At 68.2% G+C, this 16811-nt stretch carries 13 protein-coding genes and 1 tRNA gene; 10 read left to right on the top strand and 4 right to left on the bottom strand.

Features of this window, described 5'->3' with window-relative positions:
* Positions 1-14 precede the first annotated feature (14 nt).
* Positions 15-635 (bottom strand): cupin domain-containing protein, encoded by a 621-nt coding sequence (locus HNP73_RS13220; RefSeq protein ID WP_184150081.1) that lies wholly within the window; start codon positions 633-635, stop codon positions 15-17.
* A 72-nt stretch (positions 636-707) separates the two neighbouring features.
* On the opposite strand from HNP73_RS13220, the gene HNP73_RS13215 reads away from it, so the two are divergent.
* The 3 genes from HNP73_RS13215 (at position 708) to HNP73_RS13205 (ending at position 5334) form a co-directional block, all read left to right on the top strand.
* Complete coding sequence (locus tag HNP73_RS13215; RefSeq protein WP_184150078.1) at positions 708-1793, top strand: NUDIX domain-containing protein; 1086 nt, start codon at positions 708-710, stop codon at positions 1791-1793.
* A 102-nt stretch (positions 1794-1895) separates the two neighbouring features.
* On the top strand, positions 1896-2930 hold the full coding sequence (locus HNP73_RS13210) for a cysteine synthase A (RefSeq protein WP_184150074.1): 1035 nt from the start codon (positions 1896-1898) through the stop codon (positions 2928-2930).
* Entirely contained in the window at positions 2914-5334 is a 2421-nt protein-coding gene (locus HNP73_RS13205; protein WP_184150071.1) for a DUF3772 domain-containing protein, read from the top strand. Before HNP73_RS13210 ends, HNP73_RS13205 begins: the two co-directional genes overlap by 17 nt.
* A gap of 36 nt (positions 5335-5370) precedes the next feature.
* Here HNP73_RS13205 and uvrB read toward each other — a convergent pair whose 3' ends face one another.
* Positions 5371-7551, bottom strand: coding sequence for an excinuclease ABC subunit UvrB (uvrB, locus tag HNP73_RS13200; RefSeq protein WP_184150068.1), 2181 nt, complete (start codon positions 7549-7551; stop codon positions 5371-5373).
* Positions 7552-7886: 335 nt separating this feature from the next.
* On the opposite strand from uvrB, the gene HNP73_RS13195 reads away from it, so the two are divergent.
* The 6 genes from HNP73_RS13195 to HNP73_RS13170 all read left to right on the top strand — a co-directional run bounded on the left by HNP73_RS13195 (position 7887) and on the right by HNP73_RS13170 (position 13732).
* Positions 7887-8198, top strand: a complete 312-nt coding sequence (locus HNP73_RS13195; RefSeq protein ID WP_184150065.1) for an ETC complex I subunit — start codon at positions 7887-7889, stop codon at positions 8196-8198.
* A gap of 24 nt (positions 8199-8222) precedes the next feature.
* A tRNA-Arg gene (locus HNP73_RS13190) sits at positions 8223-8298 on the top strand.
* A 291-nt stretch (positions 8299-8589) separates the two neighbouring features.
* Positions 8590-10326 carry a gamma-glutamyltransferase gene (gene ggt / locus HNP73_RS13185; RefSeq protein ID WP_184150062.1) on the top strand — a complete coding sequence of 579 codons (1737 nt, stop codon included), beginning with the start codon at positions 8590-8592 and terminating at the stop codon, positions 10324-10326.
* A gap of 264 nt (positions 10327-10590) precedes the next feature.
* The gene (locus HNP73_RS13180; protein ID WP_221288494.1) at positions 10591-11049 is read left to right on the top strand and encodes a MarR family winged helix-turn-helix transcriptional regulator; all 459 of its coding nucleotides are present in this window, start codon (positions 10591-10593) and stop codon (positions 11047-11049) included.
* On the top strand, positions 11046-12194 hold the full coding sequence (locus tag HNP73_RS13175) for an HlyD family secretion protein (RefSeq protein WP_184150055.1): 1149 nt from the start codon (positions 11046-11048) through the stop codon (positions 12192-12194). The genes HNP73_RS13180 and HNP73_RS13175 overlap by 4 nt, the downstream gene beginning before the upstream one ends.
* Positions 12191-13732, top strand: coding sequence for a DHA2 family efflux MFS transporter permease subunit (locus HNP73_RS13170; RefSeq protein ID WP_184150052.1), 1542 nt, complete (start codon positions 12191-12193; stop codon positions 13730-13732). Before HNP73_RS13175 ends, HNP73_RS13170 begins: the two co-directional genes overlap by 4 nt.
* Before the next feature lie 113 nt (positions 13733-13845).
* On the opposite strand, the gene HNP73_RS13165 is transcribed toward HNP73_RS13170, so the two are convergent.
* A complete protein-coding gene (locus HNP73_RS13165) occupies positions 13846-15066 on the bottom strand; it encodes an MFS transporter (protein WP_184150049.1) in 1221 nt (406 codons plus the stop codon).
* Between the two features lie 129 nt (positions 15067-15195).
* On the opposite strand from HNP73_RS13165, the gene HNP73_RS13160 reads away from it, so the two are divergent.
* Positions 15196-15816: a TetR/AcrR family transcriptional regulator gene (locus HNP73_RS13160; protein WP_184150046.1), complete on the top strand. Its 621-nt coding sequence runs from the start codon at positions 15196-15198 to the stop codon at positions 15814-15816.
* A gap of 7 nt (positions 15817-15823) precedes the next feature.
* On the opposite strand, the gene araD1 is transcribed toward HNP73_RS13160, so the two are convergent.
* The gene (araD1, locus tag HNP73_RS13155; protein WP_184150043.1) at positions 15824-16810 is read right to left on the bottom strand and encodes an AraD1 family protein; all 987 of its coding nucleotides are present in this window, start codon (positions 16808-16810) and stop codon (positions 15824-15826) included.
* Position 16811 lies beyond the last annotated feature (1 nt).

The raw sequence follows: 16811 nt of genomic DNA, 5'->3' as shown, positions 1-16811 counted from the left end.
GCGGGCCTTCGCCGTTATGCGGCGGGTTCGACCATCAGGCAGAGGCACGCCGAGGAGCCGGTCGCGCGGGGCGCGTCCGCCAGTTCGGCGAGGCAGTCACCGGGGCCGAACACGGTGCCGCCGACCTGGGCGGCTCCCGAGAGCAGGAGCCCCATCGTCCCGATCCTTGCGCCCGGCGTCACCAGCGGCACGCCCGAGGCGGCGCGCCGGATGGTGACGGTCTCGCCGGGGAAGCCGTCGAGCCGGCTCGCTTCGAGGCCCGGCGCGATCGCCGTGAAGTCGAGTTCCCGGATCGGCCGCTCCAGCCGCCGGCAGAGCGGGCGTGGCAGGGGCCAGCCCTGCGCATCGAAGCAGGGCTCGGCGCGTTCTGCCGCCTCGATCCGCGCGAGGGCCGCCTCGAGACAGCAGGGCTCCGGCGCCACCGGATCGGCTCCCGCGAGCAGCGCGCCACCCAGGGCCTCGAACCGTGCCGCCTTCGCGCGGCAGCACGGGCAGGAGGTGAAGTGGCTCGCCACCAGCAAGCTCAGCCCCGGCGAAAGCAGTCCGGCGGCGTAGTCCGAGATCATCGCCGGCGGCAGGTGCGCGGCGGGACCGGCCTGCGCGGCGGGGGACAAGTCGGAAGTCGGGCTCTTCACGGATAGGCCACCTGTATCTGGCACGGTCTCGATGCTACGAGAACACTCGACAAATGGATCACCGGAGGCGCTTTGACCACGTTATTCCTCCATCCGCCGTTCGATGCGCCCGATATTCTGGCTGCAATCCTGCCCGACGGGGCGCCCGCGCTGCGTCCTGCGACCCTCCCGGGGGTCGCCCTCGCCGGGGACGGCGGGGTGCGGATCGCTCTCGCCGCCTCGCCGGGGGCCGGGACTGCGGGCCACGTGGCCGAGCCGACCGCGGAGCAGCGGGCGCGACTGGATTTCGCCATGGCCGCGATTGGCGCGGCGCCGGTTCCGGTGGGGGGCGGCGTGGAGGCATATGTCCTGACCGAACCGTCGGCCGAGGGTACGGTTCCCGAAGGCGAGGCGCGGCAACGGCTGTTCGAGGCCCTGTCCGAGGCGATGGATCAGTTCGGCCAGCGCCCTGCGGCGGACATGCCGTTTCTCATGCACGGCATCTCGATCCGCGCCCTCGGGCGGGCGCGCGGGCCGGAGACCCGGATCCCGTGCGAACTCGGCTCGGGGCTCGGCGCGGAGGACGTGACCGAGGAGCGCCTCCGGCGGCCCTACGCGCACTATTTCGGCATCGAGGAACACCGGGTGCGCCACCGGCGTCACGACGGCGGCGAGTCGCCCACGCTCGAGCGTGCGGTCTTCACCAGCGGCGACGCAGTGACGGTACTGCCCTACGATCCGCGCCTCGATGCGGTGCTGCTGATCGAGCAGTTCCGCGCCGGTCCCTACGCCCGGCACGACCCGCGGCCCTGGTGCCTCGAGACGGTGGCCGGGCGCTGCGACCGGGCCGAGGCGCCGGAGACGACGGCGCGGCGCGAGGCCGAGGAGGAGGCGGGGCTGACCCTCGGGCGGCTGGAGCGGATGGCGGCGTACTATCCGTCCCCGGGGATCATGTCGGAGTACATCACCGCCTTTGTGGGCGAGGCGGATCTTTCCGCCGCCGGTGGCACGCATGGTCTCCCCGAGGAGGACGAGGACATCCTGTCGCTGGTGGTGACGCGGGCCGACGCGGTGGCGGCGGTCGCCTCCGGCGAGATCAACTGCGCGCCGCTCATCCTGTCGCTGCTCTGGCTTGACGCAAACGCCGCCCGGCTGCGCGCGGACTGGGCCGGGCTCTGAGTGTCCACCGGCGTTCGTTCGCGCACGATGCCGGGAGCCCGGTTGATGGCCGGCGGCGAAGCCGATAAGTCTCGCCCGGTCGCACCGGCACAGGGGAACTGAATGATCGTTGCACCGGATCTGCCGGCCGCTGTCGGAAACACACCGCTCATTCGCCTGCGCCGCGCGTCCGAGCTCACCGGGTGCGAGATCTGGGGCAAGGCCGAGTTCATGAACCCGGGCCAGTCGGTCAAGGACCGCGCCGCGCTGTCAATCATCCGTGACGCGGAGCGCCGCGGCGCGCTGCGTCCGGGCGGCACGATCGTCGAAGGGACGGCGGGCAACACCGGCATCGGGCTGGCGCTGATCGGCTCGGCGCTCGGCTATCGCACGGTGATCGTCATTCCTGAGACCCAGAGTCAGGAAAAGAAGGACATGATCCGGGTCGCCGGCGCCACGCTCGTCGAGGTGCCCGCCGCGCCCTACCGCAATCCGAACAACTACGTGCGATATTCCGGGCGTCTCGCGGCCAGCCTCGCCGAGACCGAGCCCGGCGGCGCCGTCTGGGCCAACCAGTTCGACAATGTGGCGAACCGGCAGGCGCACGTCGAGACCACCGCGCCCGAGATCTGGGAGCAGACCGGCGGCAAGGTCGACGGCTTCATCTGCGCCGTGGGTTCAGGCGGCACCCTCGCGGGGGTCGCGGAGGGCTTGCGCGCCCGCAGTTCCGACGTGAAGATCGGCCTCGCCGACCCGGAAGGCGCGGCGCTCTTCAGCTGGTACACTTCCGGGGAGCTGAAAGCCGAAGGCTCGTCGATCACCGAAGGCATCGGTCAGGGGCGGATCACCGCCAACCTCGAGGGCCTCGCCGTCGATTTCCCGTACCGCATTCCCGACTCGGAGGCGATCGGGCAGGTGTTCGATCTCCTCTCGCAGGAAGGGCTCTGCCTCGGGTCGTCTTCGGGCATGAACGTCGCGGGCGCCATCCGGATGGCGCGCGACATGGGGCCGGGCAAGACGATCATCACCGTGCTTTGCGACTATGGGACGCGCTATCAGTCGAAGCTTTTCAACCCCGACTTCCTGCGCTCCAAGGGGCTGCCGGTGCCGGAATGGCTTGAGGCGCGGCGGGAGCTTCCGGATGTCCGCGAAGGCTGATCGGGCGCCAGTCGGGGGCCTCTCTCGCCTCCTCGCGGCGCTCCTCGTCTGGCTCGCATTGGCGCTGCCGCTCGCGGCGCAACCGAACGATCGCGCCAACGTCTGGGACGCGACCGCGACGCGCATCCAGGAGCAGGTGAACGACACCACGACGGCGACGGCGGCGCTTGACATCATGCGCGCGCAACTCGCGACGATTCGCGATGAGGCGACGCAGGTCCAGAAACAGCAGGAGCCGGCGATCACCGACCTGAGTGGTCGGCTGAAGGCGCTGGGAGAGCCGCCTGCCGAGGGTGCGCCCGAAGCCCCGGAGATCGCCCAGCGGCGCGCGACCCTGAACGAGCAGATCGCGAGCGCGCAGGCGCCGGTGCTCGAGGCCCAGGAGGTGCTCGAGCGGGTAAACGGCCTCATCGAGCAGATCGACCGCATCGTTCGGGCGCGCTTCTCTGCCGAGTTGCTCTCGCGCGGCCCGAGCCCGCTGCTGCCCGGCACATGGCTCGCCGCAGGCGAGGAGGCGTGGGCGCGGCTCTTCGCCATGAAGGAGCACATCGTCTCCCAGATCTCCGACGTGGCCAACCGCCAGGCGGCGGCGCGGCGACTGCCGACGACCCTCGCGCTGCTTGTCCTCGGCGTGGCGGCGGCAGTGATGGTGCGCCGGAGCGTCGGCGGCTGGATCGAGCGGCGGGCGGCGCGGGCTGTCAAGGGCGGGCGAACCTTCGACTTCCTCGTGGCGCTGCGCAATCTGCTGCGTCTGGTTGTTCCGGTGGTGACGACCGGCCTCATCTTCGCCGCCTTCGATCTCGGCGTGCTCTTCGCGCAGGAACCGAACGGCAGCTTCTTCGAGCTGCCATTGCCGGTCGGTTTCATCATCGGGGCGTTCTGGCTGGCGTCGAGCCTGCTTGCGCCGGAGCAGCCGGACTATCGCCTCGTGCCTCTCGATGATCACGAAGCGGCGCACGCGGGCCGGCTCACAATCTTCCTTGGTGGTCTCCTCGCGCTGGCTGCGGCCTTCAAGACGGCGGCACCGGAGTGGGACGTTTCGCAGGGCACCCAGGTGGCGGTGTTCTATCCGCTGCTCGTGCTCGGGGCGCTCGGGCTCTGGCGGGCGTCGCGGTTCCTGCGGCTGCTGCCGCTGCGCCTGCATCCGAAGGACATGTCGGACGCTCCGGCCCTCGCGACCGGGCTCGGGTTCCTCTCGGTGATTGCCCGGGTGCTTCGGGTGTTCGCGGTTGTGGCTCCGATCCTCGGCGCGGCCGGCTACATGGCGGCAGGGGCCTTCCTCGTCTATCCGACAATCCTGACGCTCGGGCTGATCGGCGCGGGCTATGTCATCTATGACCTGCTCTGCAAGGTGACGTGGGCAATGGTCGGCCCGCCCGCAGAGGGCCAGGATGGCGGACTGCTGCCGGTGGTGATCGGCGCTCTCGTCTGCATGGCCGCGGCGCCCTTCCTCGCACTCACCTGGGGCGCGCGCTGGATCGATCTGGCGGAAGTGTGGACGCTGCTGAACAACGGCGTGACCATGGGCGGCATGCGCCTGTCCGTTGGCGTGCTCTTCACCCTCACGCTGGTCTTCGGCTTCGGCGTCGCGCTGACCCGCCTGATGCAGCGGGTGATGCGCTCCACCGTGCTGCCCCGGACCCGGCTCGACGCGGGCGGCCGCAACGCCGTCCTCGCCGGCATTGGTTATGTGGGCTTCGCCATCGCCGGACTGGCGGCGATTTCCGCGGCGGGCCTCAATCTCTCGAGCCTCGCCATCGTCGCCGGTGCGCTCTCTGTCGGCATCGGTTTCGGCATGCAGAACATCGTGTCGAACTTCGTCTCCGGGATCATCCTGCTGGTTGAGCGCCCGGTGAAGGAAGGCGACTGGATCGAGGTCGGCGGCTATTCCGGCTACGTGCGCGGCATCAACGTGCGCTCGACCGAGGTCGAGACCTTCGACCGCGCCAGCGTCATCCTGCCGAACAGTTCGCTGATCGGCGGCGCGGTGCTGAACCGGACACACAACAGCATGTCGGGGCGCCTTCAGGTGCCGATCAGCGTCACCTACGAGTCGGATCCGAAGACGGTGGAGCGCATCCTCCTCGAGATCGCCGATACCCACCCGCTGGTGCTGCAGGAGCCCGCGCCGCGTGTGCTGTTCATGGACTTCGGCCCGGACGAGATGAACTTCGAACTGCGCTGCTGGCTTCGGGACGTGAACTTCCAGCTTTCCGCCAAGTCGGACATGAATTTCGAGATCTACGAGGAGTTCCGCAAGGCCGGTATCCGCATGAACGCCTATGGCCGGGACATGCCCCCCGTCCCGCCGGTGCCGGAAACCGACGAGACGCCGGAGACGGGGGCGGCCGATCCAGCGCCCCTGGCGGGCAATTCGCCGCCACTCGCGGCTCGCCCGACCTGAGGCCGAGCCAGGCGAGGGTGTCGCCGCTGCGCAGCCTCAGCGCAGCTTCTTCTGGGTCTTGCCGCGATAGACCCGCGTGCCTCCCTTGCCGGCCTTCGAGCGGGGTGAGGCCGACGCGGCTCCCACTTCCATCTCGATTGCAGCCTGCCGGGCCAGCGGGTCGTCGTGAACGGCGAGATCCACCGCCTCCAGCCGCTTCACCTCGTCGCGGAGCCGGGCGGCCTCCTCGAACTCGAGGTTCTCCGCCGCCTTCAGCATCGCCTTCCGCAGCCCGTCGAGGTGCGCGGCGAGGTTCGCGCCGACCAGCGGACGCTCCACCTGCGCGGTGATGCGCGACTGGTCGGTGTCGCCTCTGAACAGCCCCTCGAGCACGTCCGCCACGTTCTTGCGCACCGTCTCCGGGGTGATGCCGTGCAGGGTGTTGTAGGCCATCTGCTTCTCACGCCGGCGGTTGGTCTCGGCGATCGCGCGTTCCATCGAGCCGGTGATGCCGTCGGCATACATGATGACCCGTCCGTCGACGTTGCGCGCCGCGCGGCCGATGGTCTGGACCAGCGAGGTCTCCGAGCGCAGGAAGCCCTCCTTGTCGGCGTCGAGGATCGCCACCAGCGCGCACTCGGGAATGTCGAGCCCCTCGCGCAGGAGGTTGATCCCGACGAGGGCGTCGAACGCGCCGAGCCGGAGATCACGCAGGATCTCGATGCGCTCCAGCGTGTCGATGTCGGAATGCATGTAGCGCACGCGGATGCCCTGTTCGTGCAGGTATTCGGTCAGGTCCTCGGCCATGCGCTTGGTGAGCACGGTGACGAGCGCGCGGTTGCCCGCGGCGGCCACCTGCCGGAGCTCGTCGAGCAGGTCGTCCACCTGCATCGAGACCGGGCGGATCTCGACCGGCGGATCGAGCAGGCCGGTCGGCCGGATCACCTGTTCGGCGAAGACGCCGCCCGCCTGGTCGATCTCCCACGCGCTGGGCGTCGCCGAGACGAAGATTGACTGCGGGCGCATGGCGTCCCACTCCTCGAACTTCAGCGGCCGGTTGTCCATGCAGGACGGCAGCCGGAATCCGTGCTCGGCGAGGGTGAACTTGCGCCGGTAGTCGCCGCGGTACATGCCGCCGATCTGCGGCACCGAGACGTGGCTCTCGTCGGCGAAGACGATGGCGTTGTCGGGGATGTATTCGAAGAGCGTGGGCGGCGGTTCGCCCGGCGCCCGGCCGGTGAGGTAGCGCGAGTAGTTCTCGATGCCGTTGCAGACGCCGGTCGCCTCCAGCATCTCGATGTCGAAGTTCGTACGCTGCTCCAGCCGCTGCGCCTCGAGAAGCTTGCCCTCGGCCACGAAATGGTCGAGGCGGGCCCGAAGCTCCGCCTTGATCGACTTCACCGCCTGCTGCATCGTCGGTCGCGGCGTCACGTAGTGCGAGTTGGCGTAGACGCGCACCTGCTGAAGCTCGGACGTGCGCGCCCCGGTCAGGGGATCGAACTCGTGGAGCGACTCGAGTTCCTCACCGAAGAACGACAACCGCCATGCCCGGTCCTCGTAGTGCGACGGCCAGATTTCGATCGAGTCGCCGCGCACCCGGAAGTTGCCGCGCTGGAAGCCTGCGTCGCTGCGCCGGAACTGCTGCGCCACCAGATCCGCGAGCAACTGGCGCTGGGGGTAGGACTGGCCGACGATCAGGTCCTGCGTCATGGCGCCGTAGGTCTCCGCCGAGCCGATGCCGTAGATGCAGGAGACCGAGGCAACGATGATCACGTCGTCACGTTCGAGCAACGCCCGGGTGGCCGAGTGGCGCATCCGGTCGATCTGGTCGTTGATCTGCGATTCCTTCTCGATATAGGTGTCCGAGCGCGCGACGTAGGCCTCCGGCTGGTAATAGTCGTAGTAGGACACGAAGTACTCGACCGCGTTCTCGGGAAAGAACGCCTTGAACTCGCCGTAGAGCTGCGCGGCCAGCGTCTTGTTCGGGGCGAGGATGATCGCGGGGCGCTGAGTCGCGGCGATGATCTGCGCCGCCGTGAAGGTCTTGCCGGTGCCGGTTGCGCCGAGAAGCACCTGATTGCGCTCGCCGGCGTTGATCCCCGCGACCAGCTCGGCAATGGCGGTCGGCTGGTCGCCGGCCGGCTGGAACTCGGAGACGAGCCGGAACGGCTTGCCACCTTCGAGCTTGGCGCGCTGCGGATCCTGCGGCGTCACGGTGAGCATGTCGACGAGCGGCATCAGGCGCAGTCCCTTCGGGCTGGAAGCAGGCGAGTCAGATGGCGAGTTTCGCGCGGATGACAAGGTTAAGTCGAGATGAAGCAACACGGCGTCCACCAGTTTGCCGCGAGTAGGATTTTAGATAACTAAACCCTTGCGTGCAAAGACGGGGAGATCGTACAACGTAAGGGCAAGCAGCACGTGGTCGTCGTCCGGGTGCGTTCACCCACCCCACCCCTCGCTCCCTCGCAGTCGGACGACGACTCGCTGCTGCCCGCGAACCCTTCCCAACCGCTTGATCCGCGCGTCGCAATTGGCGATACAACATCCATCGTCGTCGGAGGTGCGTTCGTAAGATGCTCGCGAAGATCTATCAGCCAGCCAAGAGCGCCATGCAGTCGGGCGTGGGCAAGACCCGTACCTGGGTCCTCGAGTTCGTGCCGGCGTCGGCGCGTTGGATCGACCCGCTCATGGGCTGGACCGGCTCGGGCGACATGGACAGCCAGGTGACCCTGCGCTTCCCGACCCGGGAAGAAGCGGTGGAATACGCCGAGCGCTACGGCATCCCGTTCGAACTCTTCGAGCCGAACAAGCGCGTCCCGGTGGTACGTCCCAACGGCTACGGCGACAACTTCGCGTATTTCCGCCGGACGGCCTGGACGCACTGACCAGCGGACAGCTCGTGCCTGAACGGCCCCGTAGCTCAATGGATAGAGCACCGGACTTCTAATCCGACGGCTGCAGGTTCGAGTCCTGCCGGGGTCGCCACCATTCCTGCCCGACGCAGAGGCCGACCTGACGGCGCGCCTCGTGGTCCGGGGAAGATGTCCCGGACTCCGGCTGCCGTGCCGGCAGGGGAGGCGGTTCGTCTCAGACTGCAAGCCGGCTCGGACGGTACCCAAGCCTTGCATTCCGGTCGAGTGGCCTGCTGTTCTAGGTCGCCGTTTATTCCCGAGAATCAAGCCGTTGGTGTCAAAAGCTGGCCCGCCGGCGAAATTCCCGCCTCGCAATCCGCCCGCCCCGCTATAGTCTCGACACGAGCGAGAAAGGGAGGACGGCATGATCTGCAGGGTTTCAGGGCACATCACGATGACGATGCTGCTCTGGTCCACCGGAGCGGCGGTCGCGCTTGCGGCCTCGCCAGCCCCGGCGGAGGGCGAGAGCGGGATGGTGGTGACCGCCCAGCATCTCGCGACCGACGTCGGGGTGGAGGTGCTGAAGGCGGGCGGCAACGCCGTCGATGCGGCTGTGGCGGTCGGCTACGCCCTCGCCGTCACCTATCCCACCGCCGGCAACCTCGGCGGCGGCGGGTTCATGACGGTCCGCCTTGCCGACGGCACCACGACCTTCCTCGACTTCCGGGAGCGGGCGCCGGGGGCGGCGACGAAGAACATGTACCTCGACGACAAGGGCGAGCCGGTGCCGGGGGCGAGCACCGACACCTATCTCGCGATCGGTGTCCCGGGCTCGGTCGCGGGGCTCGAGGCGGCGCGGGAGAAGTACGGCACGAAAACCCGCGAGGAGCTGATCGCGCCGGCGCTCCATCTCGCGAAGGACGGATTCGTTCTGGAACAGGGCGATATCGCCGCCTTTGCCGATGGCAACGACATGCTGGCGCAGGATCCGGCGGCGGCGAAGATCTTCCTGAAGGACGGGCAGGCGCTGCCGCTCGGGGCAACGCTGGTGCAGCAGGATCTCGCGAAGACGCTCGAGGCGATCTCGCAGGGCGGTGCGGATGCGTTCTACAAGGGCGCGACCGCGGATCTCATCGTGAAGGCCAGCGAGGCGAACGGCGGCATTCTCGCGAAGCCGGACTTTGAAGCCTACAAGGTCCGCGAACTCGCGCCGGTCGAATGCAGCTACCGCGGCTATGACATCGTCTCCTCGCCGCCGCCGTCGTCGGGCGGGCTCATCATCTGCGAGATCCTGAACATTCTCGAAGGCTACCCGATCTCCTACCTCGGCTATGGGTCGGCGGAGACGACGCGCCTGATGGTCGAGGCGATGCGCCACGCCTACGTCGACCGCAACACCGCGCTCGGCGACCCGGATTTCGTCAAGAATCCGGTCGAGAAGCTGACGAGCAAGGGCTACGCCGAGAGCATCCGCGCCGGGATCGACCCCTATCACGCCGGTGTCTCGGCCGAGCTGACGCCTGCCGGCTTCGGCGAGAGCACAGAGACGACGCACTATTCGATCGTCGACAAGGACGGCAATGCCGTCGCCGTCACCTACACCCTCAACGGCTCGTTCGGCACCGGCAAGGTTGCCGAAGGCACTGGCATCCTGCTCAACAACGAGATGGATGACTTCACGATGAAGCCGGGCGTGCCGAACCTCTACGGTCTGGTTCAGGGTGAGGCGAACGCGATCGAGCCGGGCAAGTCGCCACTTTCCTCCATGAGCCCGACGATTGTCTCGAAGGACGGCAAGCCCTTCATGGTGATCGGCTCGCCGGGTGGTTCGCGGATCATCACGATCACGCTCGAGGCGATCATGAACGTGATCGATCACGGCATGGACCTGCAGGAGGCGATCGACGCGCCGCGGGTGCATCACCAGTGGCTCCCCGACCGGGTCTACATCGAGCCGCGCGCGCTCTCGCCCGACACCCTGCGCATCCTCGCGGGGCAGGGCTACCGGGTCAGCGTTGACGAAGACTGGCCGATCTGGGGTGAGGCGGCCGGCATCCTCGTCGGTGGTCGCGACCTCGACGAGATCGCCACCGGGGAAGGCCCCCGCTACGTCGGTGCCATCGACAGCCGCGCGGCGGCGGGATCAGCCAGGGGCTACTGACGCGACGATCGGACGGGGCCGCCCGAGGCCCAGGGTATAGCGATAATTGGGGAACCCGGAGCGGGTGTCGGTCTCTTCCGGGACCCGACTCCCGCTCCGGACGGGTACTGCCCTGCCTTCGGGAGAGCGGTGTCCGGCCACGCGGTGACCGCGGCGTGGCCGGGTCACTGCGTCGTGTGTGCAGTGCAAGAAATCCAGCTTGCTTATTATAAGTCGGGTTATTATAGCGCCGGCATGGAACCGATCAAACCGAGCCTCGGATATATGCTGTCGGATGCTTCCCGACTGCTGCGACGGCGCTTCGATCAGGAGAGCCGCGATCTGGCGATGACGACCGCTCAGCTCCAGATCGTCGCGCGGCTCGCGAGGAACGAGGGCATCAGTCAGGCGACCCTTGCGGGACTCCTCGAGATCGAGCCGATGACGCTCAGCCGTCACGTCGACCGCATGGAAGTGGCCGGGCTGGTGGTGCGCCGGCCCGATCCGGCCGACCGGCGCGCCCGGCGGCTCTATACCACCGAGCTTGCGCGCGCGCTGCTCTCGCCGATGCGTGAGCGGGCCGAACTCGTCTACGAAGAGGCGCTCGCAGGGATCACGCCGGCGGAGCGGGAGACGCTGTTCGCGGCGCTGCAGATCATGACCGAGAACCTGTCCGCCGCGCTCGCTGCGAGACAGGAAATGAACCCGAACGACCGCGGTGCTGCGGAGAAGGAAATCGCATGAACGCCCAGCCGTCCCGTGGGGAATTCGGTGCCCCCGAGGTCGCAAACGTCAGGAAGAGCCGGCTGCGCCGCAACCTTCTGATCGCTGCGGTGCCGCTCGCACTGGCGCTCGGGGGCGGCTATGTCTGGGTGACGGGCGGGCGGTATGTCTCGACGGACGACGCCTACGTCAAGCAGGACCGGGTCACGGTCATGCCGCAGGTGAGCGGTCAGATCTCCGTGGTTTCCGTCTCCGAGAACCAGCAGGTGAAGGCCGGTGATCCGCTCTTCACCATCGACGACTCGAGCTATCGCGCCACGGTCGCCGAGGACGAGGCGCGGTTGCAGTCGGCACGACTCGACGTGGAGAAGCTGAAGGCGGCCTACGCGCAGGCGGTCTCCGAGGCGTCGATCTCGCGGGACGCGCTCACGACCGCGCAGACCCAGGACGATCGCATCCAGTCGCTGCGGAAGTCAGGCGTCGTCGCCCAGTCCGATGCGGACAACAGCGCTCTGGCGCTGCAGCGGGCGAAGGGCGCGGTGATCGCCGCGGACTCGCAGGTCCTGAGCGCCAGGGCGGCGCTTGCGGGCAATCCCGACATCGAGACTGACCGCCATCCGGAGGTTCTGGAGGCGCTGGCCTCGCTCAGTGCCGCGGAACTCGATCTCGCCCATACCATCATCACGGCGCCGCAGGACGGGGTCGTCACCCAGACGGCGCGGCTGCAGACCGGGCAGTACGTCACGCCCGCGACTGCCGTCCTCGGGCTGGTGGCGACCGCGAACACCTGGATCGAGGCGAATTACAAGGAGACCGATCTCGAGCACATGCTCGACGGTCAGCCGGTCTCCGTGCACTTCGACAGCTACCCGGGGCGGAGCTTCGAGGGCACCGTCAATTCGATCGGGGCCGGGACGGGCTCGGAGTTCGCGCTCATCCCGGCGCAGAACGCCAGCGGCAACTGGGTGAAGGTGGTGCAGCGTGTGCCCGTGCGGGTCAGCCTTGCCACCGATGCCGATCTGCCGCCGATCCGTACCGGCATGAGCGCCACCGTCGAGGTCGACACCGGCCACGCTCGCGGCCTGCCCGGGCCGCTCGGAAACGCGCTCGCGGCGATCGGCATCGGTGGCAAGGCCGCCGTAGCGGCGGAGCCCGACGCGAAATGAGCGCCGCCGCCGGTGCCGCCGCGGGGGGCGTCCCGGCGGTCGCCAACAAGGGCCTGATCACCGTCTCGATCATGCTCGCGACGATCATGCAGGTGCTCGACACCACGATCGCCAACGTGGCGCTGCCCTCGATGCAGGGATCGCTCGGGGCGGCGCAGGATCAGATCACCTGGGTTCTCACCTCCTACATCGTCGCCGCCGCGATCATGACGCCGGTCACCGGCTGGCTCTCCGACCGCATGGGACTGCGCGAGCTGTTCATCGCGTCGGTCATGGGCTTCATCGTCACCTCGATGCTCTGCGGCATGGCGACGAGCCTCGTCGAGATGGTGCTCTTCCGCACGGCGCAAGGGCTCTGCGGCGCGGCACTGGTGCCGCTCTCGCAGACGGTGCTGCTCAACATCAACTCCCGCGAGGAGCATGGCCGGGCGATGGCGATCTGGGGCGCCGGGATCATGGTCGGGCCGATCATCGGCCCGACCCTCGGTGGCTGGCTGACCGAGAGCTTCAACTGGCGCTTCGTATTCTACGTGAACCTGCCGATCGGTCTTCTGGCGCTTGCCGGGCTTATCCTCTTCCTGCCGAAGTCGCCGAAGCGGGAGCGGAGCTTCGACTTCTTCGGCTTTGCCATGCTCTCGATCGCCATCGGGGCGTTGCAGATGATGCTGGACCGGGGCGAGCAGGTGGAGTGGTTCTCCTCCGTCGAGATGTGGCTCTACCTCTGGCTGACGATCTCGGGCGCCTGGGCGTTCGTCTGGCACATCACGGCGCAGGAACATGCGTTCATCGACCCGCACATCTTCCGCGACCCGAACTTCGTGATGGCGTTGATGATGATCTTCATGGTGGGCGTCATCCTGCTGGCCGGCCTCGCGCTGATGCCGCCGATGCTTCAGAACATCTTCGGCTATCCGGTGGTGACGACCGGCATGGTGCTGGCGCCGCGCGGGGTGGGGACGATGATCTCGATGATCGTCGTCGGGCGGCTGGTGGGCAAGGTCGATGCGCGGATCCTGATCCTCGGGGGGCTGGGACTCACGGTGGTCTCGCTCTGGCAGATGAGCCAGTTCTCGCTCAACATGGATACCCGTCCGATCATCGTCTCCGGGGTTGTTCAGGGGCTGGGGCTCGGGCTCGTCTTCGTTCCGCTCTCGACGATCGCGTTCGCGACGCTCGATCCGAGGTACCGGGCTGACGCGGCGGCGCTGTTCAGTCTGGTGCGCAACATCGGCTCTTCGGTCGGGATTTCAGCGGTCTCGGTGATGCTGGCCCACAACATCATCATCAGCCGGGGGGACATCACTTCGGCGCTGACACCGTTCAATCCCAACGTTGACCAGATGTCGGCGCTGGGCTTCGATCCGACGATGACGACGGCGATGCTGAACTCGATGGTGCAGACGCAGGCGTCGTTCATTGCCTACGTGGACGATTTCCGCCTGATGATGTTCGTCACGATCGCGGCGATCCCGCTGGTGTTCTTCCTGAGGAAGCCCAAGGTGGCCTCGCCCGAGGCGGCAGCGGCGGTGATGGAGTAGGCGGGAAGCTGGCCTGCGCAGGTTGCGCAGGCGGTTATATGGCTGAAACTACTGGATAATCTGTTCCACATTGACCACCTCGCAAGGCTTGCGCCTGGCGGCTGGCCCGTGCGTCAGCCCGTCGCGAGGGTGGGGCAATCGGCCGGGACGCGGTTGCCTGCGAGGCTCGGCTGGCCGAGGGCGACAGTGAGCAGGCTCGCGCCGGCCGCCGTCACCGCGACGAGGAAGCCGCTCGCCGGTCCGAAGATGTCGACGACCCAGCCGGTCGCAAAGGCGCCGAGAGCCATGCCGATGCTGATGCCGGTCATCACCCACGTCACGCCCTCGGTCAGCATCGCGGCCGGGACGCGCCGCTCGATCAGGCCGAAGGCCGTGATGAAGGTCGGCGAGATGGTGATGCCGCTCACGAAGACCGCTGTCGCAAGCACCGCGACGGAGCCTTCCGCAATCAGCAGCGGCAGTTGCAGGACGGCGAGCGCGGCGACGGCAATCAGCAGCTGGCGGTGCAGCGGCAAGGCAGGGTTGAGCGCGCCGAGGGTGAGGCCGAGAAAGAACGAACCGACCGCATAGACGCCGATGACAAGCGTCGCGGCGCCGGGCTGCCCCAGCGCCTCGGTGATGGCGACGGTGCTCACCTCGACGCTGGCGAATATCGCTCCGACGAAGATGAGGGCGAGAGTCACGATCTGCACCGCACGCTGCCGGATCGCGGAGCCGCGCGGGCCATCGGCCGAGACCGGGCGGACCGCAGGCTCGGTGCGGCGCTGAAGGAGGAAGGCCGTGCCGCCGAGCGCCAGCAGCGCGGTGCTCGCGACCATCCCGGCTTCGGGGAAAAGCGCCACGGCAAGACCGACGGAGAGCGAGGCGCCGGCGATGTAGACGAGTTCGTCCGCGGCGGATTCGAACGCGAAGGCGGTGTTGAGTTCGGGCCGGTCGCGGAAGATCTCGCTCCAGCGCGCGCGGACCAGTGCCGACATACTGGGCATTGCCGCGGCGAGGAACGCCGAGGCGAAAAGCGTCCACGCGGGCCAGCCGGCGGCGGCGGCCACGGTGAGCGTGGCGAAGGCGAGAACCGAGACGAGCATCGCCGGTCCCGCGACCGTTGCCTGACCGTGGCGGTCGACGAGGCGCGATATCTGCGGCGACACGAAGGCGTTGGTCAGTCCGAAGGTGGCCGAAACGGCGCCCGCGAGCCAGTAGGCGCCGTGGGTCTGCGACAGCATGGCGATGATGCCGATTGGCGCCATGGCGATCGGCAGGCGGGCGATGAAGGCTGTGCCGGAAAAGCCGGCGGCGCCGGGTGCCCGGAAGATCTCTGCGTAGGGGTTTCGCATCGGATTGGTCCTTGAAGCGGGCCTTGAATGGAGCGGCCCGATTTTCATATACGTAGCGTATGTCAGCGCAGATAGTGGCATACGGCGCGTATGTCAAATCGGATTCAGCGCGTATGTGAGGGAAGGGCTATGGAGGGGACGATCGCGGGAGAGGGGACGCGGACCACCCGCAAGGAGGCGATGGCCGAGACCCGCCGGAAGCTGATGGCCGCCGGGCGCGAAGCCTTCGGCACGATCGGCTATGCGGAGGCGTCGATGGATGACCTGACGGCGGCGGCGGGGCTGACGCGCGGGGCGCTCTATCACCACTTCGGCGACAAGAAGGGACTGTTGCGCGCGGTGGTCGAGGAAATCGACCGGGAGATGTCCGAGCGGCTGGGCGCGATCTCGGCCGCGGCCGGGTCGCGCTGGCAGGGGCTGGTGGATGAGCAGGTGGCCTATATCCGCATGGCGCTGGAGCCCGAAATCCAGCGCATCATGTTCCGCGATGCGCCGGCGGTCTTTGGCGATCTGTCGCAGTGGCCGAGCGCCTCGGCCTGTGTCGCGGCCCTGAAAGCGCATCTGGACGCGCTTCTGGCCGAGGGGGCCATCGTCGAGATCGACACCGAGGCTGCCGCGCGCCTGATCAGTGGCGCGGGTGGCTATGCCGCCACGTGGATCGCCACGTCGGAGGATCCGGCGGAGACTTCGGCGCGCGCGGTCGCGAGCTTTCGGACGTTGCTCGACGGGCTCCGCGCGCGCGGGATGTAGCGGGCGGCTAGAGGCTCTTCACCCGCACCGCCGCGGTTTCCGTCTCGGCGAGCTTCAGCGGGTTCCGGAGCGGCAGGCCGAAGTCGGCCACCTCGATCTCGAAGACGTCACCCGCCTCGGTCCGCACGTTGTCGGCGAAGGAGAGGGTTGCCGTGCCGAACATGTGGACGTGGACGTCGCCCGGTTCGCGGAAGATCGGGTACTTGAAGTGGTGGTGTTCGAGGTTGGCGATGAAGTGGCTCATGTTGGCCTCGCCCGACACGAAGGGCTTGGCCCAGATCACTTCGCCGTCGCGCCGGATGCGGCTCTCGCCCTCCACGTGCTGCGGCAGGTCGCCAAGGCGAAGCTCCGGCCCGAAGGACGCGGGGCGGAGCTTGGAGTGGGCGAGGAAGAGGTAGTTCTGCCGCTCGGTCACGTGGTCGGAGAATTCGTTGGCGAGCGCGAAGCCGAGGCGGTGCGGCGTGCCGTCCGGGCCGATGAGATAGATGCCGGCGATCTCGGGCTCCTCGCCGGCGTCGAGGGCGAAGCCGGGGCTGACGAGTGCCGCACCCGGGCCGATCGCCTGGGTGCCGTTGCCCTTGTAGAACCATTCCGGCTGGACGCCCGGCAGCTCCGCGGGCTTGCCCTCCGCGAGGCCCATGCGGAACATCTTCATGGAGTCGGTGAGCTTTTCCGGGTCGGTGGTCTGGTGCATCGCATCGCGCGTCGCGGCGCTGCCGAGGTGGGTGAGGCCGGTGCCGGTCAGGTGCAGGTGCGCGGGATCGGGGTGGGCGATCGGCGCCAGCACTCTGCCCTCGGCGAGGGCGGCGGCGAGGTCGACTTCCTCGCCGAGGCCCTTGGCCGCGACCGCCTCCACCAGCGTCTGGCCGGCGATGATCGCCTCCTGCGCGAGGTTGTAGGTGGTGTCGGTGGCCCGCACCAGCCGGGTGGTCTCGCCGTCGCGGAACGCCACCCGGCGATTGCCGGTTTCGTCGATGATCTGGATGATGTGCATG

Source organism: Amaricoccus macauensis, assembly GCF_014201905.1.
Taxonomy (GTDB): Bacteria; Pseudomonadota; Alphaproteobacteria; order Rhodobacterales; family Rhodobacteraceae; genus Amaricoccus; species Amaricoccus macauensis.
Note: the sequence above shows the minus strand (reverse complement) of the source record. Positions and strands in the feature narration are given on the sequence as shown.

Coding starts and splice junctions, on each gene's coding strand:
- HNP73_RS13165 (WP_184150049.1), bottom strand. CDS start 15,066: ATGCGAAACCCCTACGCAGAGATCTTCCGGGCACCCGGCGCCGCCGGC.
- ggt (WP_184150062.1), top strand. CDS start 8,590: ATGATCTGCAGGGTTTCAGGGCACATCACGATGACGATGCTGCTCTGG.
- HNP73_RS13210 (WP_184150074.1), top strand. CDS start 1,896: ATGATCGTTGCACCGGATCTGCCGGCCGCTGTCGGAAACACACCGCTC.
- HNP73_RS13195 (WP_184150065.1), top strand. CDS start 7,887: ATGCTCGCGAAGATCTATCAGCCAGCCAAGAGCGCCATGCAGTCGGGC.
- HNP73_RS13160 (WP_184150046.1), top strand. CDS start 15,196: ATGGAGGGGACGATCGCGGGAGAGGGGACGCGGACCACCCGCAAGGAG.
- uvrB (WP_184150068.1), bottom strand. CDS start 7,551: ATGCCGCTCGTCGACATGCTCACCGTGACGCCGCAGGATCCGCAGCGC.
- araD1 (WP_184150043.1), bottom strand. CDS start 16,810: ATGCACATCATCCAGATCATCGACGAAACCGGCAATCGCCGGGTGGCG.
- HNP73_RS13180 (WP_221288494.1), top strand. CDS start 10,591: ATGCTGTCGGATGCTTCCCGACTGCTGCGACGGCGCTTCGATCAGGAG.
- HNP73_RS13170 (WP_184150052.1), top strand. CDS start 12,191: ATGAGCGCCGCCGCCGGTGCCGCCGCGGGGGGCGTCCCGGCGGTCGCC.
- HNP73_RS13205 (WP_184150071.1), top strand. CDS start 2,914: ATGTCCGCGAAGGCTGATCGGGCGCCAGTCGGGGGCCTCTCTCGCCTC.
- HNP73_RS13175 (WP_184150055.1), top strand. CDS start 11,046: ATGAACGCCCAGCCGTCCCGTGGGGAATTCGGTGCCCCCGAGGTCGCA.